Origin of the sequence: Sphingobacterium sp. ML3W (assembly GCF_000747525.1) — a bacterium.
Classification (GTDB): domain Bacteria; phylum Bacteroidota; class Bacteroidia; order Sphingobacteriales; family Sphingobacteriaceae; genus Sphingobacterium.
Window position 1 is genome coordinate 1,686,909 of sequence record NZ_CP009278.1, and the last position, 23,614, is coordinate 1,710,522.

At 38.1% G+C, this 23,614-nt stretch carries 22 protein-coding genes; 12 read left to right on the plus strand and 10 right to left on the minus strand.

All coding sequences use genetic code 11. The features are described from left to right. Positions 1-61 precede the first annotated feature (61 nt). Positions 62-1,507: an OmpA family protein gene (locus KO02_RS07245; protein WP_038697112.1), complete on the plus strand. Its 1,446-nt coding sequence runs from the start codon at positions 62-64 to the stop codon at positions 1,505-1,507. Positions 1,508-1,590: 83 nt separating this feature from the next. Beyond that, positions 1,591-1,896 carry a hypothetical protein gene (locus tag KO02_RS07250; RefSeq protein ID WP_235212360.1) on the plus strand — a complete coding sequence of 102 codons (306 nt, stop codon included), beginning with the start codon at positions 1,591-1,593 and terminating at the stop codon, positions 1,894-1,896. Here the strand turns inward: KO02_RS07250 and KO02_RS07255 are convergent. Then, on the minus strand, positions 1,893-2,453 hold the full coding sequence (locus KO02_RS07255) for a lipocalin family protein (protein WP_235212361.1): 561 nt from the start codon (positions 2,451-2,453) through the stop codon (positions 1,893-1,895). The two genes, KO02_RS07250 and KO02_RS07255, sit on opposite strands and share 4 nt — an antisense overlap. Before the next feature lie 106 nt (positions 2,454-2,559). Here KO02_RS07255 and KO02_RS07260 point away from each other — a divergent pair, with 106 nt between their 5' ends. The 3 genes from KO02_RS07260 (at position 2,560) to KO02_RS07270 (ending at position 5,813) form a co-directional block, all read left to right on the plus strand. Then, positions 2,560-3,024, plus strand: coding sequence for a DUF4268 domain-containing protein (locus KO02_RS07260; protein WP_038697113.1), 465 nt, complete (start codon positions 2,560-2,562; stop codon positions 3,022-3,024). Between the two features lie 67 nt (positions 3,025-3,091). After that, positions 3,092-3,886, plus strand: a complete 795-nt coding sequence (locus tag KO02_RS07265; RefSeq protein ID WP_038697115.1) for a S1/P1 nuclease — start codon at positions 3,092-3,094, stop codon at positions 3,884-3,886. A 145-nt stretch (positions 3,887-4,031) separates the two neighbouring features. Continuing rightward, entirely contained in the window at positions 4,032-5,813 is a 1,782-nt protein-coding gene (locus KO02_RS07270; RefSeq protein ID WP_038697117.1) for an ABC transporter ATP-binding protein, read from the plus strand. Here KO02_RS07270 and KO02_RS07275 read toward each other — a convergent pair. Next, positions 5,810-6,799: a multidrug resistance efflux transporter family protein gene (locus tag KO02_RS07275; protein WP_235212362.1), complete on the minus strand. Its 990-nt coding sequence runs from the start codon at positions 6,797-6,799 to the stop codon at positions 5,810-5,812. The genes KO02_RS07270 and KO02_RS07275 overlap by 4 nt on opposite strands. Before the next feature lie 106 nt (positions 6,800-6,905). Here KO02_RS07275 and fabV point away from each other — a divergent pair, with 106 nt between their 5' ends. Beyond that, positions 6,906-8,102, plus strand: a complete 1,197-nt coding sequence (gene fabV, locus KO02_RS07280) for an enoyl-ACP reductase FabV (RefSeq protein ID WP_038702287.1) — start codon at positions 6,906-6,908, stop codon at positions 8,100-8,102. 47 nt (positions 8,103-8,149) lie between these two features. On the opposite strand, the gene KO02_RS07285 is transcribed toward fabV, so the two are convergent. The 5 genes from KO02_RS07285 to KO02_RS07305 form a co-directional block, all read right to left on the minus strand. Further along, the gene (locus tag KO02_RS07285) at positions 8,150-8,698 is read right to left on the minus strand and encodes a DUF1697 domain-containing protein (RefSeq protein WP_038697119.1); all 549 of its coding nucleotides are present in this window, start codon (positions 8,696-8,698) and stop codon (positions 8,150-8,152) included. Positions 8,699-8,970: 272 nt separating this feature from the next. Further along, positions 8,971-10,497: a bifunctional phosphoribosylaminoimidazolecarboxamide formyltransferase/IMP cyclohydrolase gene (purH, locus tag KO02_RS07290; RefSeq protein WP_038697121.1), complete on the minus strand. Its 1,527-nt coding sequence runs from the start codon at positions 10,495-10,497 to the stop codon at positions 8,971-8,973. Positions 10,498-10,604: 107 nt separating this feature from the next. After that, positions 10,605-11,240 carry a uridine kinase gene (locus tag KO02_RS07295; RefSeq protein WP_038697123.1) on the minus strand — a complete coding sequence of 212 codons (636 nt, stop codon included), beginning with the start codon at positions 11,238-11,240 and terminating at the stop codon, positions 10,605-10,607. A 33-nt stretch (positions 11,241-11,273) separates the two neighbouring features. Then, a complete protein-coding gene (locus KO02_RS07300; RefSeq protein ID WP_235212363.1) occupies positions 11,274-12,158 on the minus strand; it encodes a LysM peptidoglycan-binding domain-containing protein in 885 nt (294 codons plus the stop codon). Between the two features lie 9 nt (positions 12,159-12,167). Beyond that, a complete protein-coding gene (locus tag KO02_RS07305; RefSeq protein ID WP_051959802.1) occupies positions 12,168-12,917 on the minus strand; it encodes a hypothetical protein in 750 nt (249 codons plus the stop codon). Between the two features lie 46 nt (positions 12,918-12,963). Between KO02_RS07305 and KO02_RS07310 the strand changes: the two genes are divergently transcribed. Further along, positions 12,964-14,313, plus strand: a complete 1,350-nt coding sequence (locus KO02_RS07310) for an NfeD family protein (protein WP_038697125.1) — start codon at positions 12,964-12,966, stop codon at positions 14,311-14,313. Between the two features lie 70 nt (positions 14,314-14,383). On the opposite strand, the gene KO02_RS07315 is transcribed toward KO02_RS07310, so the two are convergent. Both KO02_RS07315 and KO02_RS07320 read right to left on the minus strand, forming a co-directional pair. Next, entirely contained in the window at positions 14,384-15,949 is a 1,566-nt protein-coding gene (locus tag KO02_RS07315) for a hypothetical protein (protein WP_038697128.1), read from the minus strand. A 70-nt stretch (positions 15,950-16,019) separates the two neighbouring features. Then, positions 16,020-17,081, minus strand: a complete 1,062-nt coding sequence (locus tag KO02_RS07320) for a hypothetical protein (RefSeq protein WP_038697130.1) — start codon at positions 17,079-17,081, stop codon at positions 16,020-16,022. 177 nt (positions 17,082-17,258) lie between these two features. Between KO02_RS07320 and proS the strand changes: the two genes are divergently transcribed. The 4 genes from proS to KO02_RS07340 all read left to right on the plus strand — a co-directional run bounded on the left by proS (position 17,259) and on the right by KO02_RS07340 (position 21,579). Beyond that, on the plus strand, positions 17,259-18,731 hold the full coding sequence (proS, locus tag KO02_RS07325) for a proline--tRNA ligase (RefSeq protein ID WP_038697132.1): 1,473 nt from the start codon (positions 17,259-17,261) through the stop codon (positions 18,729-18,731). Between the two features lie 20 nt (positions 18,732-18,751). Further along, positions 18,752-19,537 carry a GDP-L-fucose synthase gene (locus KO02_RS07330; RefSeq protein WP_038697133.1) on the plus strand — a complete coding sequence of 262 codons (786 nt, stop codon included), beginning with the start codon at positions 18,752-18,754 and terminating at the stop codon, positions 19,535-19,537. 40 nt (positions 19,538-19,577) lie between these two features. Further along, positions 19,578-20,723 (plus strand): cystathionine gamma-synthase, encoded by a 1,146-nt coding sequence (locus KO02_RS07335; protein WP_038697135.1) that lies wholly within the window; start codon positions 19,578-19,580, stop codon positions 20,721-20,723. 79 nt (positions 20,724-20,802) lie between these two features. Then, positions 20,803-21,579 (plus strand): TIGR02757 family protein, encoded by a 777-nt coding sequence (locus KO02_RS07340; protein WP_038697137.1) that lies wholly within the window; start codon positions 20,803-20,805, stop codon positions 21,577-21,579. A gap of 53 nt (positions 21,580-21,632) precedes the next feature. On the opposite strand, the gene KO02_RS07345 is transcribed toward KO02_RS07340, so the two are convergent. Continuing rightward, on the minus strand, positions 21,633-22,508 hold the full coding sequence (locus KO02_RS07345) for a LysR family transcriptional regulator (RefSeq protein WP_038697139.1): 876 nt from the start codon (positions 22,506-22,508) through the stop codon (positions 21,633-21,635). A gap of 91 nt (positions 22,509-22,599) precedes the next feature. On the opposite strand from KO02_RS07345, the gene KO02_RS07350 reads away from it, so the two are divergent. Next, a complete protein-coding gene (locus KO02_RS07350) occupies positions 22,600-23,331 on the plus strand; it encodes a class I SAM-dependent methyltransferase (RefSeq protein WP_038697141.1) in 732 nt (243 codons plus the stop codon). Positions 23,332-23,614: the final 283 nt, after the last annotated feature.

Here is a 23,614-nt window from a genome sequence, read left to right on the forward strand (position 1 = left end):
GCATACTACATCTATCTGCAATGAAACTAACTGAAAACAGATAAACTAAAATTTGAACATTATGGAAATTAATCTTTTAAATTCTGCTAAAGAATTTTTTAACGAAGAGGCCTTATCTAAGCTTGGTAATTCCTTGGGAGAAAATAAGGAAAAAGTAAAATCAGCAATTGGAACAATTGTTCCATCGCTTTTTTTAGGATTACAGAAAGAATCTGGAACGGGATTGAATGCCATATTGGAGAAAGCGAAACAATATTTCGGAGACTTTAAATTTGATGACTATTTAAAAACGAATACTGAAACCGGACGGATCAATGGTTTGGTGGATTCCGAGCCTATCTCGCCCCATCATAATGATCTATTACAATCCATTTTTGGTGGTAAGTTCGATACGATTGTTTCGACTTTAGGAAGTGCTATTGGCGCTAATGGCGCAACAGTTGAAAAACTATTAAGCCTTTCTTTACCCGCGGTGTTTTCAAGTTTAACACAAAATGGAACCAATTGGAATGCCAGTGCTGTCACGCGATTGCTGGATGAAAATAAGCATAATTTTGCTGCCGCATTACCTGCAGGTTTGGGGTTAGGAGCATTTGGATCTCCGGTGACTACTTCTGGAGAAGTGGTTACACCTACAGCGAATACCACAGTCGATGACAAGTCTATTGAAGCCGTGTTGGTTTCCGTACCTGTAGATAAGGACCCCGCAATCATACATCCTGAAAATGTAACAGACGAGGCTGTATCAAGAGAGGAAGAGTTGACCGTAGTACCGCCGATTGTGCCACCTATTGATCATGTTCCCATTATTCCTCGTCCTCCGGTAGGGGCTACAGTAGATCCTTTACATACCGAAAATCCACAGTCTGGCGGTGGCGGTATATGGAAGTTATTGATCCCAATTGTTATTATTGCCATACTCTGGTTTTTATTTGGTAGAGGATGTAAAGGAGATAAAGACCAAGTAGCAGTGGTTGATACCATGCAAACAACGGCTGTAGATACCAGTATTACTGTTGTCGCAGTTACCCCTGTCGTTCGGGAAAGCTTAGAGGTCATCTTACCCGATGGAGTAAAATTACAAGCTTATAAAGGTGGTATAGAAGATCAGCTGGTTCAGTTTTTAAAAACAGATTATAAGGCATTAGGTGAGGAAGAATTGAAAGATAAATGGTTTAATTTTGATAATTTAAATTTCGAAACAGGAACTGCCAAAGTATTACCAGAAAGTGAAATTCAGTTGGCGAATTTAGCCGCAATTTTACATGCCTTTCCAGCTGCAACCATTAAAATAGGCGGATATACTGATAAAACAGGAAATGAAAATTTTAATAAAAAATTATCTCAAGATCGTGCAGATGTCGTCAAAGTCTTTCTAGTAGGAAAGGGACCAAGTGGTCAAGTGATAGGAGCAGAGGGATATGGTTCTGAATTTGCAAAAGCGGATGCTGATGCACCAGAGTCCGAACGTATATTAGATCGTATCGTAGCTATAAGTGTACGATAGTAAAGATTTCTGAAATATAAAAAGGGGATAAATAGGTTTTTATCCCCTTTTTTATATCACAATAATATTGCATTTTTGCGGGTATGGAACAAAAGCTTAAGGAAATTTTGAAATCTGATTTTGAGAAATATATGCGTTATGCAGTAGTGACAAAAGCCGGATTTGGATTTGATATTTTTGGCGAATATGCCGTATCTGTCCTGAACTTCTACGTTGGTAGCGCGATTTTAAATCACGAAAATAAGCTAGAAGGTTCCATGTATCTGCTTGAATTATATAATGTCGGTCTTGGTGGTGCCATAACCCAAGAAGATAGAGAAGAGCTGGCACTCGTCTTTGCAAAGGACCCAACTCTTGACTATGGTGTTTTAAAACCTATTTTTGATTAATCTTGCAGGGTCCATACGAGTTTTTCTATCGCATAACCAGAGTTTCTAGCGTATTTTAAAAAGTCCAATTTTATCTCCTCTGGTATGACCTTTTCTCTGGATAATATCCACATATAATCTAATGTGTCTCCAAATACGAGTGCATATTGATAATCTTTATCTATTTTTACGACATGGTATCCACTGTAAAATGGACCAAAAAACGAGACCTTTAATGTTGCTCTCGTTGGCAGATCTATAAACTTTGCTTTACCAACGGATTGATTCCATTTATTTTTCTGCTTATGGAATCCTTGATTGTTAACCCGAATACTTCCATCCTCATGCTTACTGTAGGTTGCCGTTACCTGCGACAGTCCTTTTTCCCACTTAAAATCGAGCCGAGCTATTTCATACCAGCTACCTAAATAACGATCGATATCAAAGGGTTCAACAACTTTTACTTTAGATTTAATAGGTTTGAATGCGTTATAGGCCAAAGTAGCAACTGCAGTAGCGGCGAGTATAAAGAGTGATTTTTTCTTATCCATTATCGTGTTATTTATGTTTGTATTCATTTATCGTTTGTATAAACGACATACCATTAAAACAGACAAGGGGAGGGGAATGTTTTGTATATTATGTGAATAAAAATAGTAATTTCGTTGTTTTAAAAATTAATACGTGTATTCAAGAGAAGAAGTGAAGCAATTGAAGGAGTCTTTTTGGACTCGTTTTGGCCAATATATGGCATTGCATACATCAGCAGATGGAGTAAAGATCAATTGGGTGAATTATAGAACTGGAGTGAAAAATCTTCGTTTTAAAATGGAAGCTGATAAGCGCACCGCTATCATCGCAATTGAATGGAATCACCAAGATCTATCCATGCGTAAATTAATGTGGGAACAATTTGAAGAATACCGCAATATTTTAAAGGGTATTTTGGAAGAAGATTGGACTTGGGATTTAGAAGTCGTAGATGAATATGGAAAATCCGTCAGTATGATTTATATAACCATGGAGGGAAAGAGTATTTTTAAACAAGAAGATTGGCCAGCGTTGATTTCCTTTTTTAAGCCGCGATTAATTGCGTTAGATGAATTTTGGTGCGATGCCCAATATGGTTTTGAGCTTTTTAAAAGTTAAATTATTACGCTGATAGGGTTTTATTTGAAAATGTAATTTTTACCTTTGCGCTAAAATTGTAGTGTTTATGAAAAATATACTAAAAAGTCTGATTGTAGTCGCATTGACCTTGCAGATTTCTTCCGTATTTGCTTGGGGATCCACAGGACATCGTGTTGTTGCCGAAGTGGCAGAACGTCATTTGAATAAAAAGGCTAAGAGAAATATTGAAAAAATAATCGGAAAACAGAAATTAGCCTACTGGGCAAATTGGGGCGATTTCATTAAATCTGATCCACATGAGGAGTTTAAAAAACTTGGAAATTCTCATTTCATCAATACCAATCCACATTTGCCTTGGGCAGATTTTCAGTTGGCTATGGAAAACTCAAGTGAAGAGAACTTATACAAGACCGTTTTGAGATTGGAAAAATCATTTTCGGATAAAGCATTGCCTTTAGAGAAAAAGAAGCAAAACCTTTATATGTTGATCCATTTAATCGGCGATGCGCACCAACCCATGCACGTGAGTAAAGCAGAGGATCAAGGCGGAAATAAAATTGAGGTGAGTTGGTTCGGTAAAAAATCTAATATTCACCGTGTGTGGGATTCAGATTTAGTCGATGGTGAAAAATATAGCTATACAGAGTATGCAACTGTATTGGATATTTTAGGTAAACCTGAGACGAAGCAATTACAAGGAGGAAACTTAGCAAGTTGGTTGTACGAGTCCAATCAACTGTCAGATAAAATCTATGCAGATGTAGCTCATAATGCGAACCTTTCTTACAGCTATGTTTACAACAATATCTACACAATGGAAAATTGTATGTTAAGAGGAGGCTTACGTTTAGCAAAGGTATTGAACGACATCTTTGGTTAGTCATCACTTCAAACATGAGAAAAGGGAAATGGAATTATTCATTTCCCTTTTTTAATGTTTTTTTACTTGATTTCGGTATTATTGTTGTAGTCAGATTGAAGTAATATCCAGATCATTTCCAATAAGTCGCCTAAATACTGCAAATATGACCTTATCACTTCTGTTTAAAAAAATAGCACCATTTGCCAAACCTTATAAAAGCCTTATTTTTTATACATTGATCTTAACATTAGTCGGTTCATTCGCGGCGCAGATCAATGCCTTTATATTGAAATATACGGTAGATTCCATTAGCGATTTGATGGTTGCTAAAGAGCCGCTATCTAAAGGAATGCATCTGATTGGAATTATTTCCGGTATTCTTTTGTTGAAGGAAATTATCTATTCCTTTATTCAATTTGGACAGAAATTCTATGGTGAAAAGTTGCGCATATTTATTGCGCGTGATTTTTCACAACGAATCGTAGAGAAAATTTTGACCTATAAGATGGCTTTTTACACTTCAGAAGAGAACGAAAGCGGAAAATTACAAACGCGAATCGATTCTGGTATCAGCTCCCTAACCCGGCTGGTTCAGAATTTCTTCATTGATATTCTACCCCTGTTTGCCAATGCTATCGTGGCATTGGTGTGTATGTTTCTGGCCAACGTATATGTCGGATTAGTAGGTTTGGCAGTCATCCCCATTTATTTTTATATTAGTCAAAACCAAGCTGTAAAGTTAAGTGGATTCCGACGTCAGATGCGGAAGTATAGGGAGTCGAAAAACAATAGGATCATCAATCTGATTGACTCTATATTGGTCATTAAATCTTTTGTCCGTGAACCCCAAGAAGCCGAGAGGCATGAGAAAATTCAATTTGAAATGACAGAAAATCAGATGCAGACTCGGAAAACGAGCTTCATATTTGATAGTCTAAAAAATTTCATTGAGCAAATTGCAGTGGTCGTGATCATCGTATTGACCGCTTATCTGGTGCTTGACAATCAAATAACAATAGGGGCGATTATGTTTCATATTATGTTATTCTCCAACGTTTCAGCGCCAATTCGTCAGCTACATCGTATTTATGATGAGGTCAATGATGCGTTGATCTACTCCGAATCTTTTTTCGAAATATTGGAATCTGATGATCTTACAGAAGGGAGCGGAACGTTTAAACCTGAGCAGATAAAAGGTCATATTTCGATTCAAAATGTTTCATTTGAGTATCCCAATGGAACCCATGCCTTAAAAAATATCTCCTTTGAAATAAAACCAAATCAAATCACAGCCCTTGTAGGACTGAGCGGTGCCGGTAAAAGTACCGTCATCAATTTACTCGATAAATTTTATGAACCAACGGCAGGTCAGATCCTTTTAGATGGAGTTGATCTGCGAAATTACGATACTGATTTTTTAAGACAGAACACGGGGATGGTATTGCAGCGTAATCATATTTTTAAGGGCTCAATTTTTGAGAATATTGAATATGGAAAAATAGGAAGTAGTCAGGAGGAGATTATACAAGCAGCGAAGGATGCTTACATCCATGAGCAGATCATGGAACTTCCGCAAGGCTACGATTCGGGAGCTCACTTATTATCCGGTGGTCAACAGCAGCGCATTGCTATTGCCCGGTTATTTTTAAAAAATCCACCTATTATATTTTTGGATGAACCTACCGCAAATTTAGATGCCATCGCGACAGAGCAGATTAAAAATAGTTTAGATGCTATCAAAAAGGACCGTACAGTAATCATTATTTCGCACAGTATTTCTCAGATCATAGATTCCAATGCGATCGTCGTCATGGAAAAAGGAAGGGTGGTCGAAAAGGGGGTTCATGAAGACCTTTACGACCTTCGCGGCACTTATTATAAAATATTTTCTGCCATGGCAAATAGCTTAAATCTCGATAAGATAAGTAAGACCCTGTTACATTAGTGGTTTTTGCTGTGAAGGTACATTCCGACTACCACTAAGAAAATTCCCAATAGCGCTAAATTATTGGGAAAGAGGCTGTTTAATAGGATGATTTCACCTAATAAAGTAAAGATAACTTCCATCGCTTGTGTAGCCTCCACCGCGGCTAACCCTTTCTGGTCATGTTGCACCAATTCCGTTCCTTTAAAGAAAAGTAACGTTGCGATAACACCTGAAAACAAAGCCACAAGTAACGTCTGCAACAGTTGTCCTTGTTCGGGAAGCCCATGCTCGTGATATCCAAAAAACATCAGGATGATCCAAAAAGGCATGCTCGCTAAAGTCATTCCTAAAGTCCGTTGATAGGTGTCTAAAGAACCCTGTGTTAATGCCATCATTTTACGATTGCCGAGTGGGTAAGCAATAGCTGCTATCAAAACAGGGATAGTCCCCAACAATAGCGTAGACCAAGAGGTCGATTTGGCCTCTGCCATCTGCATGATTACAATGCCTATTAAAATGATACAGGAGAAAAAGAGTGTCGCTTTTGAAAAAGGTTGTCGGTCTTGCTTTTTCTGAAGGAAATGACCGATAAACATACCGGCGATGATAGTGGATTCGAAAGTTCCAGCAACCAACCATGAGGGACCATAGCTGGCACCAAATGTAAGGAGCGCATAGAACACCCCAAAACCCATGGTGCTCCACAACAACCACGGCATCAAGTTCCTTTTCATCTCGATCAGCAACGGTTTCAAATTGCCTCGAATAACAACGATGAGCAATAGCACGGGAAGCATCCATAAGAATCTAAGCGCCGATGACCATTGCCAACCACCTCCAGATACAGCCATGATACGGTTGAGTACAAAAGTACTGGCAAAAAATAAAGAGGCTAGTATTCCAAGCCAAAGTGCTTTAGATTTAGGGGTAAGGGGCATGCTTAAGTTTTGATCATGATTAACATTTCTAAAGTAGGGAATGTCTTGGATAATGTCAATAGTCATTCTATTCAGCAGTAGAAAAAAGATATTCTTGATTTATGCATCAATTGTTGCTAAAATTTGTTTATTTTGCATCCTTAATAAAATAGGAGTAAGAAAATTAATCATTATGATTATACAACCAAGAACTAGAGGTTTTATTTGTTTAACCTCGCATCCAGAAGGAACTGCGCAAAACATTAAAAACCAGATTGAATACGTGAAATCCAAAGGTGAAATCGCTAATGGCCCTAAGAAAGTATTGGTTATTGGTGCATCTACGGGATTCGGTATGTCATCTCGTATTTCAGCAGCATTCGGTTCTGGAGCAGCGACAATTGGCGTATTTTTTGAAAAACCTGCTGCAGAGGGGAAACCTGGTACAGCTGGTTGGTATAATACTGCTGCTTTTGAAAAAGAAGCACAACAAGCTGGTCTTTATGCAAAAAGTATCAATGGCGATGCTTTTTCTGATGAAATCAAAAAGCAAACGATAGCCCTAATCAAACAAGACTTAGGTCAAGTGGATTTAGTAATCTATAGTTTGGCATCTCCAAGACGTACACATCCTAAAACAGGCGTAGCACATGCTTCTGTTTTAAAACCTATAGAAGTTCCTTTTACGGATAAAACAGTAGATTTTCACACAGGTGTGGTTTCAGATATTACCATCAATCCGATTGATAATGAAGAAGAAATCGCAAATACAGTAGCCGTAATGGGTGGTGAGGATTGGAAATTCTGGATTGAAGATTTGAAAGAAGCTGGAGTTTTGGCCGAAGGTGCTAAAACTGTTGCATATTCCTATATTGGCCCTGAATTAACGTATCCAATATACCGTAATGGTACGATTGGTCGCGCAAAGGACAATTTAGAAGGTACTGTACCTGCTATCAATGAAATCTTGAAAGACATTAACGGTGTTTCTTATGTTTCTGTTAACAAGGCTTTGGTGACGCAGTCAAGTTCAGCAATTCCTGTAGTTCCTTTATATATATCGTTACTATACAAAGTGATGAAAGAAAAAGGTATTCACGAAGGAACGATTGAGCAAATGCAGCGCTTATTTGCAGAAAGATTGTATACTGCAGATGGTCAAGTTCAATTAGACGAAAAAGGCCGTATCCGTGTAGACGATTTGGAAATGAGAGCTGATGTTCAAGCTGAAGTAGCGGCATTATGGGACAAAGCATGTACGGAAAACCTATCTGAAATTTCAGATATTCAAGGTTACCGCGACGAATTTTTCCACCTTTTTGGTTTTAATTTCGAAGGTATCGATTATAATGCAGATACAAATGAATTGGTCAATGTACCAAGTATCTAAGTATCATTACATATTTTAATAAGAAAGGCGACCATGGGTCGCCTTTCTTATTTTTCACTATTTTTTGAAACCATTTTAAGAAGAACCTGCAGTGTTTTCCAGTTGCGTGTGGTTGCCGACACCTTTAGTTTAGCTTCAATGAAATTGTTCGTTAATTTAGTTTTTCCATAGCCATAGGGGCAGTACAGATAGATTGTTCTACCCATGAGAACAGCTGCTTCATCAGGTAGTTTTTTGTCCAGAATAGGAGTGAGGTCCTTTATTTCGGGGGCCTTTGATAAAAATGTAACATGAAAGTAGGACAGCTTATTATGAGGATCCTTTAACAAAGGATTTTGATTCACGATAACATATAGATCATCGCTGTGCAAGACTAGGCAGGGCACATGGTATCCGAAATCTTGGAGGATTACGTTCATTATCCTACTTTCCAAGAGATTCACATCGGTTATTTCAGATTGAAACACAATGTTCCCACTTTGGATATAAGTTTCGACTTCCTGAAGGCCTATTCCTTGAAGTGAGGTCCTTAAACTCTCCATCTTGATGAGATGATGACCACTTACATTGATACCTCTTAATATTGCTATGTACATAAACGGGTTATTTTAACGGAATTTAGTCTATTTTATAAACAGGTTAAACCTATCTTCAAAATAAGCTAAATTTATTTTAGGTACAATTTTAAATACAGCTCATCTGAATCGAATGCTGCTATAGGCATCTTTCTTTTATCCACATAAATGTGTAGGGATGATGAAAATTTTCTTCTTTTAATCTGAATCTTAAAATCTCAACCCTACAAAAAAAAGGCAGTCTTCCTAATTGGGAAGACTGCCTCTTGTATTTTATATCGTTTAGCGCGAGATTAGTGTTTGAAATGACGTACACCTGTCGTCACCATCGCTAATCCTTTTTCGTTACACATGTCAATCGATAACTGATCTTTAATCGAGCCACCTGGTTGCAGTACAGCAGCGATTCCAGCATCAGCAGCAATCTCCACACAGTCAGGGAAAGGGAAGAAAGCATCAGAAGCCATAGAACAGCCTTTCAAGTCAAATCCAAAAGCATTAGCTTTTTCAATCGCTTGTTTCAAAGAGTCAACACGAGAAGTCTGACCTACACCAGAAGTGATCAACGTACCATTTTTAGCAAATACAATGGTATTTGATTTGGTATGTTTAACAATTTTATTGGCGAAAAATAAGTCTTCCAACTGAGCTGCAGTAGGTACGACAGTCGTTACAGCAGTCATTTGCTCAGGACCTTCAACCGTATTGTCTTTATCTTGTTGAATAACACCATTCAACAACGTTTTGAATTGTTGTGTCGGTAATTCAACCTCTTTGCGAACAAGAATGATACGGTTTTTCTTCGCTGTAAGGATTGCAATCGCATCTTCCGAGTAAGAAGGAGCAATTAGAACTTCAAAAAACAAATTATTGATCTCCGTTGCAGTTTCCGCATCAACCTCACCATTTGTAATCAATACACCACCAAAGGCAGAAACAGGATCACATGCTAGCGCATCAACCCAAGCTTGCTTAATTGTTGGACGTGAAGCAACTCCACAAGCATTTGTATGTTTTAAGATCGCAAATGTAGGTTCCGTAAATTCATCAATAATAGCTACAGCAGCATCTACATCCACCAAGTTATTGTATGATAATTCCTTACCATTCAATTTCGTGAACATCGCTTCTAAATCACCGTAGAAAACTCCTTTTTGATGTGGGTTTTCACCGTAACGTAATACTTGTGCTTTTTGTTCAGATTGTTTGAACACATCCAACGTATTTTCTTTATTGAAGTAGTTGAAAATAGCGGTGTCGTAATGTGATGACGTATTGAAAGCAAGTTTCGCGAAATCCTTACGTTGCTCTAAAGTTGTTGTACCTTCTTGATTTGCAAGCATTTCTTCCAATGCTGTATAATCATTTTTAGAAGATAGGATAACAACATCATTAAAGTTCTTCGCAGCAGCACGAATCAATGAAATACCACCGATATCAATTTTTTCAATAATGTCTTCCTCAGAAGCACCAGAAGCTACTGTTTCCTCAAAAGGATATAAATCAACAATGACTAAATCAATCTCTGGAATCTCATATTGAGCTAATTGTTGTTGGTCACTTTCTAAAGGTCTTCTTGCTAATATACCACCAAATACTTTTGGGTGTAATGTTTTAACACGACCTCCCAAAATAGAAGGATAGCTCGTTAAGTCTTCTACAGGAACTACATCAATACCTAAGTCTTTGATGAAAGCTTCTGTGCCACCTGTAGAATAGAAGGTAACACCGTATTTGTTTAATAATTGAATTAATGGTGCTAAGTTGTCTTTATAATATACAGACACTAAAGCATTTTTAATCTTTACAGAATGGCTCATTAGTATAATTTGTTTGCTGGCGCAAAGATAGGTAAATAATAAGTATACGCAAACCCTTTTATTCGAGATGAAAACATAAAAGACCGCTCTAGGCAGTCTTTTATCTGTTATTTGTATATTTTCTTTTTTAGATCCTCACAGATATCATCTGTTATCTTCCAGATAGGTTCGGGGTCATCGGTGTTATTGATGATCACTTGATCGCAACTATCTCGGTAAGGTAAAAGGAATTCGCTGTAAGAGGGTAAAACATGGTTGACCCATTTATAACGAATATCATCTTCTAAATATCCACGCTCAATCAGATCGCGCTTCAAGCGACGCTCAAAAGCGATATCTTGATCGGCATCCAAAAAAATACGATGATCAATCAGCTTATTTACTTCTGTATAGTGATATATAAATAGACCCTCAATAATCAAAATCGGTGCAGGATTAATTTCGAGCATCTTTGGTATTAATGCAGGATTATTGAATGTATATTCTTCCTTGTACACCGTTTTTCCTTCAAACAGATCATTGATATCTTTATAGAAAGCTTGGCGATCGATCGAAGTGGGGAGATCAAAATTATATAATCTGTTTTCCTCTTGCGTTTTTGTGTTTGCAGGAATATAATAGTCATCTTGTGAGATGAGTGTTACTTCTTTGCTACTAAAGTGCTTTAAAAAACAATTTAGAAAGAATGTTTTACCAGAGCCGCTACTACCCGCGATTCCAATGACATATGGCTTTTTATTCATTTAATATATAATATTCAAAAAGATTCGAAAAAACTAATCCTCTAATGGGACTCCATAAGTGATTTCGATTTGAAAGCGTTTATCCAATGCGCCGATGTAGGCAGCTGCAGATTTTGATAAAACGACTATTGCATTATGCGTATCCGCATTTTCATTAAACTTCCCAACAACTTTTGCATAGGTTACGCTACGTGTCATAGGATTTGTTATTTTTAAAACAGTTCCAATTGCGGCTGTTTTGTGTAAGGCCAAGTTACTGGTGCCGTTAGCATTCAACCCTTCAATCCAGACGCCAATACCACGTTCCGTTTTTTCACGGATACCGTATTTATTAGCAGCAATTTGAGGTTCATCTACATCAAGGCTATCCGGAGAAATTAAACTAATATTAGGTTTCTCGACAATACTTACGGCGTCATTATTCGGGACTTTTAAAATTTGTCCACCACTAATGCTGTTTGAGTGGAGATTGTTGGCTCTTTTTATCTCTTCAACAGTTACATTAAATTTACGGGAAATGGCATAAAGCGTTTCTTGATTACCAACAGTGTAATCCATCAATTCTTTCTTAGCGCTCTTATTTGGAGTGCTCTTTGGATCGTTGGGCGTTACATAAAACATTTTGCCCGTTGGGATTTTGACAATCTGACCCACGGCTAAAGTTTTGTTGCCATTTAATTCTGTTATTTTACCAACACTCGTTTTATATCTTTTACTCAATTGATAATAGTTATCCCCTTTTTCAATTTTAAAAAGAACATATTCTTGACCGTCAATTTTTTCTACTCCAATGGAGTCAGGTACGGCAGCGTTAGAAAATGTATGAGCGATAACTTGATTGTGATTTATGGCTAGCATTGTTATTGATAAGAATGCCAGTGTTTTATATGTAGTAGATTTTAATAGAATATTCATCATGTTTTACAATTATACTAAATACGATACAAACTCTCGTTTATTGTGTGTTAAAAGAAAAATTTGACACCCAATTTGAAAATAAATTTGCACCAATTTTAATTCTAGATTACGAATGATCATGGCCTCATCCAGAATTTCATTTTTATTTGAAATCAGCAACCTGATATTATATTTTTCATCTTGTTTTTCATGAAAACTCCATAAAAAATTAGGACCTGATTTACTGATCCAAAGATCTTCATTTTTATAATGCAGCAAAAAAACAGGTTTTTGCCCATTGAATTCCAAGGGAAAGACTATGTTATTATCAAAAGGTTTAATTTCCGAGTCTATCCTTGTTGAAATTTGGTTCGATACTAGCGAAAAATATTGTTCAAAACCCGATGTAATATGTTGAGGTCTGATCTGTATGTATCCGTTTAAGATACCGATATATTGATATTGATGAAAAAGAAAATCTGTATTCGGAATTTCATGATTCAATACCCACACGCCTGGAGATACAGGACTGTTTTCGGAAACCTTTCTCAACACGACCACTTCCTTTTGAATAGCGGCTAGCGTCCATTCTTTTTCGGGCAGCAGGTAATGATCTAATTTGATTGTTCCATCAAAACCCATCACCGTGATATAGGGGAGCGTTGTTTCTGGATCGCGACACTCGATAGCAAGCAATTTACTGTGTTCATCTACTTCTATCTTCCAAATCGGAAATCTGAATGTTTGAGAAAATGCGCTAGAAATAGTATATTTAGACATAGCAAATGTATTAATCGCTCGTTTATTATTTTTTAATAATCTTATTATGAAAGGCAAAATTAGTAAATCATTTTTAATAACAGTCTTTTTAAGCTTGGTATTATTCACCTCAAGCTTTGCACAAAAGGTCTATGTGTTTGAGTTAAAAGAGGATATAGGGCCAAGTGCATGGCGCACAGTGAAGCAAGCTTATGACAGTGCGCAGAGTAGAAAGGTAGATTATGTACTGCTGGAGCTGAATACCTATGGGGGTGCCCTGAATTTTGCAGATTCCATTCGAACGAAGCTTTTGGAATCAAAAATAAAAACCATTGTCTATATTAATAATAATGCCGCTTCTGCCGGAGCACTCATTTCGCTCGCGAGTGATTACATCTATATCCATCCAGGTGGGAGTATCGGTGCCGCAAGTGTTGTTAATGCGCAAGGAGAAGTATTGCCAGAGAAATATCAATCTTATATGCGTGGACTCATGCGTTCCACTGCTGAAGTTCGCAATCGGGACCCTCAGTTGGCTGAAGCCTTTGTAGACCCTAATGTATCTTTGCCAAGTATTAAAAAAGATGGACAATTGCTTACTTTAACAAGTAAAGAAGCCGTGAAGTTTGAACTGGCAAAGGCAGAAGTTATGAATCGCAATATGATCTATAAGGATCTCAATTTAACTCAGGTTCAGGAAACCGTGTATCGTAAAGGAACAATCGATCATATCATCGGTTTCTTAATCAATCCAGCTGTAAGCGGGATTTTGATCTTGCTGATCATTGGTGGGATCTATGCGGAGATGCAAGCTCCTGGCTTAGGTTTTGCAATTGCTGTGTCTATAGTTGCTGCTATGTTGTTTTTTGCACCGCTCTATATACAAGGATTAGCTGCAAACTGGGAGATAGCTGTTTTTGTGGTTGGTATCATATTGATCATGTTAGAAGTTTTTGTTATTCCAGGTTTTGGAATAATCGGTATATTAGGAATTATTTTCGTTACTTGCGGTCTGACTTTTAGTCTGGTTGCCAATGATTTTTTAGATTTTAAACTCGCTTATCCAGGTATGTTATTCAATTCATTTTTGTTAGTTATAGGAGCCATGGTATTATCGGTCATATTGATGGTAATATTTGGAAAGAGTTTATTGAAAGCCCCCGTCTTTAGACGTCTGGTGCTGAAGGAAGAACAAAAATCCGAAGAAGGGTATACCTCTTCTGTATTAAAATCCAATTTGTTGAACAAAGAGGGAATTGCAAGGACCGTCTTACGACCATCGGGTAAAATCGAGATCGAAGGTGTCTGGTACGATGCAGTTGCTTTAGATGGATTTATTGAAGAAGGGGAGGAGGTCTATGTGGATAAACATGAGAATTACAGTCTGTTTGTCAGAAGAAAAACGGAACATGCTTAAGCGTTCATCCAGATGAAAAAAGGCTCTATTCTTACCGAATAGAGCCTTTTTATATTATAAACGATAATGCTTAAAATTTAGAACCAATCGTTAGCATGACATTTGTTCTACTGTTTTTAATGTCCACGCTTGGGCTAACCGTATTCCAGTCGCCTTCATAAGTGATCAAATAAGGACTTTCTTTATAATTGTTGGCCTGATAAACACCGGTTAGATCTAGATAAAGACCACGACCTAGTTTTGCACCTAGACCAGCAGAAATTCCATAAGTCTTATAGTCTGCGCTTTTGTAAGGATTACCGTTATAGTTGAAACCAGCTCGACCACTAAATACTTGATCAAATAACACTTCACCACCTACACGGACATTGAATGCTGCTTGATAGGTATCTTTGATGTTAGCGTTCATTTGTTTTTCGTCAGCTTTATTGTAGTTGTTGACATCTCTCCAACGCATACTAGCATAATCCACAAACTCAACTTCGGCTGTTAACAGACCCGCACCAAAATATTGCGTAACACCTGCAGATAATTTATAAGGCGTTTGTAAGTTGTAGTCGTACGAGCTATCATAATACTTCGATCCATAGTCGTGGAATGAAGTACCGGCTTCAGGTTTAAAATAGTTGATATCTGTATAAGCGGTTGATTCATCCGTGATAGACATGAATGTCGGTGTTTTAGCCGTGAAACCCAAACTTAAAGAAGGAGTCGCTTTATAGATCATACCCAATTTGAAATCAAAACCTGATCCTTGCGTTACTTGTCCGTAATGGTCAAATAATTCGTAATCAACGTCAACAAATTCTGATTCCGTTGAACCAGGTTTTAAGTATTTGGAATCCGGATTTAAAGCCTCAATACCTTTAGCAGTTTTAGTCATGCCATATTCCGTAAAAACCGCTGATTTTTCATAACGGAAATCGGTCAAACTAAAGGTAGCACCAATATAAAATTTATTACTATAATTTGAACCGAAAGATAAGGCAGTTTCAGATTTTCCACCCTTGGTCCAGACGGAGTTAAGTTGTTCGTTATCTCTACCTTCAGCCAATGGGAAATAAAAGTTCTTGTCTTTTCCAGTAGTTTTATCAAACATGAGGGATGAATTCAGGTCATTTGCCCATTCACTACCATTTTGATCGAACATCTGATCCGCATAGGCATGCGTAATAGAATTGTCGCTATTAATACCTTGATAATCTAATTTATTGTTAAAAAGATTGGTTCTATTATAAGCGATACCGACGTTGAAATTCAACCAGCCTCTGGTTAGATCACCGCCATATTTTGTTGTTGGCATATGAAAAACTATACCACCATTATCGATGTTGAAGTTGTCGGTTTTACTGTCGCTTTTATTGCCAAAATAGTTACTCTTATTTTTATTATTTTGGAAGCGAAATGTTGCAGAAGCATCAGACTGATTATAGAATCCTAAACCAGCTGGGTTTCCCGTAATGGAACTAATATCCCCACCTAATGCAGTAGAAGCTCCACCCATTGCTTTGAAGCGCGCAGTTCCTCCATTGTCTCCTTGAGAAAATAAAAGTACGTCTTCTGTATATTGGGCGTTTGCAGTGCCAACCATACCTACAGCAAGTACACTCCCGAAAAGTATTTTTTTAATAGTCATATAGTTTATATTATAGTAGTAATATAAGAGTGATTGACTATACATCAATCACTCTTATTTATCAATCAAATTATCTTGTACGGCCTCCGCCACTGCTACGTGTTGCGCCACCGCCACCACCTGAAGATCTGGTAGAACCACCACCACTATTGAAGCTGCCACTAGAGCGGGTTGGCGGGTTGCTCACTCTTGGTTGTGAAGAACGTGCCGGTTCATATGAGCGCGTCCTAGCTTCTTGGGTATTACTTCTACTAGGAGGATTCGATTGCTGTACTCTGTTGGAACTAGTCGAGCGTGTTCTTCCAACAGAACCATTGTTGTAACCAGGTCGGTTTGTATTGCTGTTGCCAATACGTGTTCTTCCAGACGATGTAGCCCTAGTTCTGTCGGTTGTTGCCGAAGAACGCGTTCTGCTAACACTACTGATGCGACCATTTGCATCTCTAGATACAACTGCATTCGATCGTGTACGACCTGAAGTGCCACTTGTATTGCTATAGCGAGAGCCTGATCGGCTTCTCGTGTTGTAATTATCGCGATAAGAAGAACGTGAAGCTAGCTGACGGGATCTATGATTGCCCCAATAAGGACGACCGTATCCACCGCCCCAATAGTTACCGTAGTAACCACCGAAACCGCCACCCCAGTAGCCACCCATGCCACCGTAGTAACCGCCGTATCCCCAACCAGAATACCAAGGGTTATAGCCAAAGCCAAAACCTAGGCCAACTGACCATCCGCCACCAAATCCAAATGATGGTCCGTACATATTTCCGTACCAACCGCCATAGCCCATACCATACCAAGGGTCAAAGAAAGGGTCAAAGTAGGTCATGCCGGGCGAAGCATAGTAAAAACGATTGATACGATTTGCGTATTCTAAATCCTCGTATTTACCCTCTTCGTATTCAGCATCAGAGTAATCATCACTATAATACCCATTATCTTGTCCTTGATCCACTTCATTCTCATCCGTGTAATAATAATCTGGAGCCTGATAAGCTTGTCTTGCCTGGGCATTATTATTATAGACATCATCACTGTGTGTGATTTGTCTGCTAGTAGTACAGGATCCTAAAGTCAAGGCTCCTGAAATCACAATAGCGCCGAGTAAAAAACTATTTTTTTTCATAATATACTAAGTCGTTATGTTCGACAATACAGTCTAATTTACTATCTTAGACCCAAATTTCGGATAAGGGTTTAATCGTATTATCAAAAATAATAAATATTTCTTTTTAGAAATAACATTCCTTTATTAGACGGAATTCTTAATCACAATGTTACAATAAATTTTTGAAATAATAATATGGGTAAAGGTATAACAAGTCGTGCAGAAGATTATTCACAATGGTACAACGATCTTGTAATCAAGGCTGACTTGGCAGAATATGCTGCAGTAAGAGGTTGCATGGTAATTAAACCATATGGATATGCTATTTGGGAGCGTATGCAAGCAGTTTTAGATAAGAAATTTAAAGATACTGGTCACAGTAATGCTTATTTTCCTTTGTTCATCCCTAAGTCATTTTTTTCGAAAGAAGCTTCGCACGTAGAAGGTTTTGCGACTGAATGTGCTGTAGTGACGCATTACCGTTTGAAAAATGATGGTAACGGAAATATTATTGTAGATGAAGATGCTAAATTGGAAGAAGAACTAATCGTTAGACCAACTTCTGAAACGATTATTTGGAATACGTATCGTGGCTGGATCGAGTCTTATCGCGATCTTCCAATCTTGGTTAACCAATGGGCGAATGTCGTGCGTTGGGAAATGCGCACTAGATTGTTTTTGCGTACAACAGAATTCTTGTGGCAAGAAGGCCATACGGCACATGCTACACAAGAGGAAGCGATCGAAGAAACAGAAAAAATGTTACACGTCTATGGCGATTTCGTTGAGAAGTATTTAGGCGTACCTGTTATTCGTGGTCGTAAAACAGAGAACGAACGTTTTGCTGGTGCTATCGATACTTACTGTATCGAAGCGTTGATGCAAGATGGAAAAGCGTTACAGGCGGGTACATCACATTTTCTAGGTCAGAACTTTGCAAAAGCTTTTGATGTGAAATTCACTTCTAAAGAAGGTAAGTTAGAACATGTATGGGCTACATCATGGGGTGTTTCTACGCGTTTGATGGGTGCTTTAGTGATGGCGCACTCTGACGATCTAGGCTTAGTATTACCTCCAATGCTTGCTCCAATTCAAGTTGTGGTCGTTCCGATTTTTAAAACGGCGGAAGAGAAGCAGGCAATCGATACATTTATCGATGCTTTGTCTACCGAATTAAAAGCTAAAAATATCTCTATTAAATACGATGACCGCGATACACAAAGACCTGGGTTCAAATTTGCAGAATGGGAATTGAAGGGAGTACCATTGCGCTTAGCAGTTGGTGCACGTGATATGCAAAACGGTACGGTAGAATTAGCAAGACGCGATACCCAGACAAAAGAAACAGTTGAACAAGCTGGTTTAGGCACTCGAATCGAAGCGTTATTGACAGAAATTCAAGAGAATATCTTCCAGAAAGCATTGGATTATAGAGATTCACATATTACAGAAGTAAATTCATACGATGAATTTAAAGAAGTATTAGAAACGAAAGCGGGCTTTATCTCTTGTCATTGGGATGGAACAGTAGAAACAGAGAAACTCGTTAAAGAAGAAACTAAAGCGACTATTCGTTGTATCCCTTTAGATGCAAAAGAAGAAGCAGGGGTTTGTATTTTCACAGGCAAGCCATCAACGAAACGTGTTTTATTTGCGAAAGCATATTAATTATAGTAAATTCATAACTCATGCGTTATCTTATATTAGGTTGTGGATGGGTAGGCGAGTTTGTTGCTAAGTTATGGTTGGAAGAAGGACATGAAGTCTGGGCTTCGACCACTACGGAAGAAAAATACCATCGGTTAGTAGCCGATGGTATTTTTGTGTTTAAACAGAATTTTGACGAACAAGCTACTCCCGCTATCGATTTACCGACGGACTTTGATTATATCTTGGTCAGTATCCCGGCAACAAATAAATCAACACAAGACGAGTTGACTAGTCGATTTATTCGGGTATGTGATTTTTTGTCTGGAGTCAAATACCAAAAGATGATCTTCTTAAGCTCTATTGGCATCTATCCTGATGTTTCCAGAGAAATCGATGAGGATACCTTTGAAGATGAGGAACTTCAAGCAAAACTTTTAAGCGCAGAAAAAGCGATAAGTCGATTTCCACGTACCCATATTTACCGGTTAGGTGGGTTATTTGGTCAAAATCGCATATTTGCAAAATATTTTCAATCCAAAGTGTGTAGCACAGGTGATCAACCAGCAAACTTTATTCATCTGGAAGATGTGGCAGCACTGATCCGTGCTGGTTTTATCAAGCCATTGCAGCATACCCTGTACAATGTGGTATGTCCGCAGCATCCCTCAAAGAAAGATGTTATTTTGGCATCAGCACATAAATATGGTTTTGAACAACCAAGCGCTTTCATTGCCGGAGCATCATTTCAAAAAATTGTTAAATCGACACGCTTGCAAAATGACCTGAATTATACTTTTCAATATGAATCTCCGTTAGATTTTTAATAAATTTACGTTTTACGAATTACATTTAAATATCATTAATATGGCATATAAATTTGCAACTAAGGCGATTCATGCTGGTCAACAATCGGACCCTACAACGGGTGCGGTGATGACTCCTATATATCAGACATCCACTTACCAACAAGCCTCTCCTGGAGAACATAAAGGATATGAGTACTCAAGAGGAACTAATCCTACACGTAAGGCTTTGGAAGATTGTTTGGCAGCGCTAGAAAACGGGCAACATGGCCTCGCATTTTCAAGTGGTATGGCAGCGACAGACTGTGTTTTGCGTTTGCTGAAACCAGGCGACGAAGTAGTAACAGGTGATGATCTCTATGGTGGTTCTTATCGTATTTTTACAAAAGTATATGAGGTGTATGGTATTACCTTCAAATTTGTCAATACTTCAGATGTGGAGGCCGTACGTGCAGCAATCTCTGATAAGACTAAATTGATTTGGGTTGAAACACCAACGAACCCGACATTAAAACTGGCGGATATCGAAGCTATTGGACAGGTGGCAAAAGAGAAAAAAGTACTTTATGTCGTGGACAACACCTTTGCTTCTCCTTATCTGCAGAATCCGTTGGATCTAGGAGCGGATATTGTCATGCACTCCGCAACCAAATACATCAATGGTCACTCGGATGTCGTCATGGGCGCATTGGTCATGAATTCTGATGAGCTATATAAGCAGTTGTTCTTCTTTTACAACGCCGTAGGGGGCACTCCTGGTCCACAGGACTCTTTCCTAGCACTTCGTGGTATCAAAACTTTACATTTACGTATGGAAGCGCATTGTGCTAATGGACGTAAAGTAGCGGAGTACCTAAAAAATCATCCCAAAGTTGAAAAAATATATTGGCCAGGTTTTGAAGACCATCCAGGACATGAAATTGCTAAAAAGCAAATGCGTGATTTTGGAGGTATGATTTCCATTGTTCTGAAAGGTGCTGATTTGAAAGAAACATTCCGTATTTCTTCGCAATTCAAAGTATTTACCTTGGCAGAGTCCTTAGGAGGAGTAGAATCATTGATCAACCATCCAGCAACCATGACACACGGCTCAATTCCGAAAGAAATACGTGAAAAAGTGGGCGTTGTCGATAATTTGATCCGGATATCTGTCGGAATAGAAGATGCGGATGATCTGATTGCAGATCTTGAGCAAGCTTTAGTATAAATATAGATAGAAAAAAGAATGACCATCAGTTCCCGCTTACAATTTGTGCGCTGGTGCTGATGGTTTTTAGTTGATATAAATGGCAGATTTTAATATTAAGGATTTTTTAGATAAGAAAGTCGAAGAGTATAATCAACCTAATTTTATTCCGAATGATCCAATCTGCATACCTCACCGCTTCCAAAAGCAAGAGGATGTTGAAATTATGGGTTTTATAGCGGCAATTTTAGCTTGGGGACAACGGAAGACCATCATTAATAAATGCACGGAACTGATCGAGCGGATGGACGGGAGCCCACATGATTTCATCATGAACCATCAAGACACCGATCTTAAGCAATTACTGGGTTTTAAGCACCGCACGTTTAATGACACCGATCTATTGTATTTTATTCAGTTTTTCCGATACCATTATAGTCACTTTCCTTCTTTGGAAGATGCTTTTTTAATCGGTCAGGAAAACTCCAAGAACGTTATTCTTGAAAAAGCTTTGGATGAGTTTAAAAATTATTTTTTTTCAATGCCCGATTTTCCGGTAAGAACAAGAAAGCATATCAGTTCTCCTGCTCAAAAATCGAGTGTTAAACGCATCAATATGTTTTTGAGGTGGATGGTGCGCAAGGATGATAAAGGTGTAGATTTTGGGATTTGGAAACGGTTGAATCAAAAGGACCTCATCTGTCCATGTGATGTGCATGTGGAGCGTGTGGCTCGTAAATTTGGATTGATTACCTTAGATAAGGTCAATTGGAAAACAGCGCTGGAACTAACGGGTAATTTAAGACAGTTGGATCCACTGGATCCAGTAAAATATGATTTTGCCTTGTTTGGTCTAGGGGTAGAAAGAGAGCTTTAAAACAGATCCGAGAGCAATGGTTGTCGGATCTGTTTTGCACCCCTTACGAGGTGTTAAGGGGTGTAATATTCTTTTATCGCATCAATGAATTGCTGTAGAACCGGATGTTGGCTTTGATGGTCATAGGCTAAAATAACCTCAGTCTGAATATCCTGTTCTTTTAACGGATGGAAATCCAAGGCCAATTCCGTTTGCTGTTGTGATACCGAAGTGGGGGCAAACGCAATCCCCAATCCATTAGCCACAAGTTCCAATATGGAATGCATGGTGTTGCACTCATGTGCAATTTGAGGATGAAAACCGATACGGTTTGCGCATGCTATGATTTGGTTATGGTAATCATCGGCGTAATTTGAATTGTAGGAGATGAAATCTTCCTGCATCAACGTAATGGCATTAATATCCTTTTTCCAACCTTTAGGTGTTGCTAAGCAAAACGAATCCTTAAACAGGGATAAGATCTGAAGATTTGTGGTAAATATCGGTGCACGTAATATTCCAAGATCCAGTTTACCGCTCTCTAATGCTTTTTTTTGCTTTTGAGAAGAGGTTTCATAGAGGTAAACATGTAAATAGGGGAACTCTTTCTTGATTTTTTTTAAAATATGTGCTAACATATTTTTTGGTGTTGAACTGATGTAGCCTAGCCTAAAATCGCCAGATATGGCATGGTGCAACTGCTTAGTCATCAGTTTAGCCTTCTCCAATTGTTGCATCAATTGATCGCATTCCTTTAAAAAATAACGACCTGCATTTGTTATTTCTACACGCTTGTTGTTGCGGTAAAACAAAATAACCCCCAATTCTTTCTCCAAATCTTTGATTTGACGGGTAAGTGGCGGTTGCGATATATGCAGTTTTTCCGCCGCACGACCAAAGTGCAGTTCTTCAGCTACTGCTTTAAAATAATGTAAATGTCTTAATTCCATCGATACTTGCAAGGTATTAATAATTGTCTAAAATAGTATTTTTAAAGTATTAATCAATGCTTTAGATTTGAAAGTATTAAAAAAGAAAGACATGACAGAAAAATCAACAGTAAAAGAGATTGAAGAACGATTTGATCAGGATGTAACACGATTTTCCAATCTGGATACGGGGCAACAGACCACTTTAGATGCCCTGTTTAATATGGAATTGATTACTGATGGTATTGCTGCTGTTTATCCCGAATTGAAACGTGTACTTGATATTGGTTGCGGTGCGGGAAACTACCCGGTAAAATTAGCACATAAAGTTTCAGGTTTTGACTGTACGCTGGTTGATTTAAGTCAGCCTATGTTGGATAAAGCGAAAGAGCGCGTTCAAGAAATGACCTCCGGTGAAGTGGAGTGTGTAAAAGGTGATTTTAGAACGGTTGATTTAACGGCCAACAGTTACGATGTTATCATCGCCACAGCGGTTTTGCACCATCTCCGTGATGATCAGGATTGGGAAGAAGCATTTCAAAAGCTGTATGGTTTACTTAAAGAAGGAGGAAGTATCTGGATTTTTGACTTGGTGATACACGATCACGAAGCGATTCAGAATTTGGTTTATAAGAATCACTATGGAGCATACCTGACAAGCTTGAAAGATGAATCTTATCGCGATCATGTTTTTGCATATATTGAAAAAGAAGATACACCCCGTAGTGTAAATTATCAATTGGACTTATTGAAAAAAGTGGGCTTCAAATCAGTTGATGTGCTGCATAAAAAATTTAATTTTGCCTCTTTCGTCGCTTTTAAATCTGGAAGTAAGGCATCTTAAGTAGCTTAGTTGATTTTGTTTACATGATCGTGAATTTTAGTTCGCAAATAGCACGTTGATGGATTGTTATTTAGTTAGGTAATAGACTTGTATATCCTTCATATCTCATTAATTTTTACTAGAGTTATTATACAGCTATAATAGAGGGTTTCTAGAGGGTTCATAGAGGTAAAACTCTATAAACCCTCTATTGAAACTGAGTAAAATCTTTCGAAAATCATACTGAATATTAAATCAGTGGTGGCTATGGTGCGAAACAGTCTTTTAGATATTCATAAGTGGA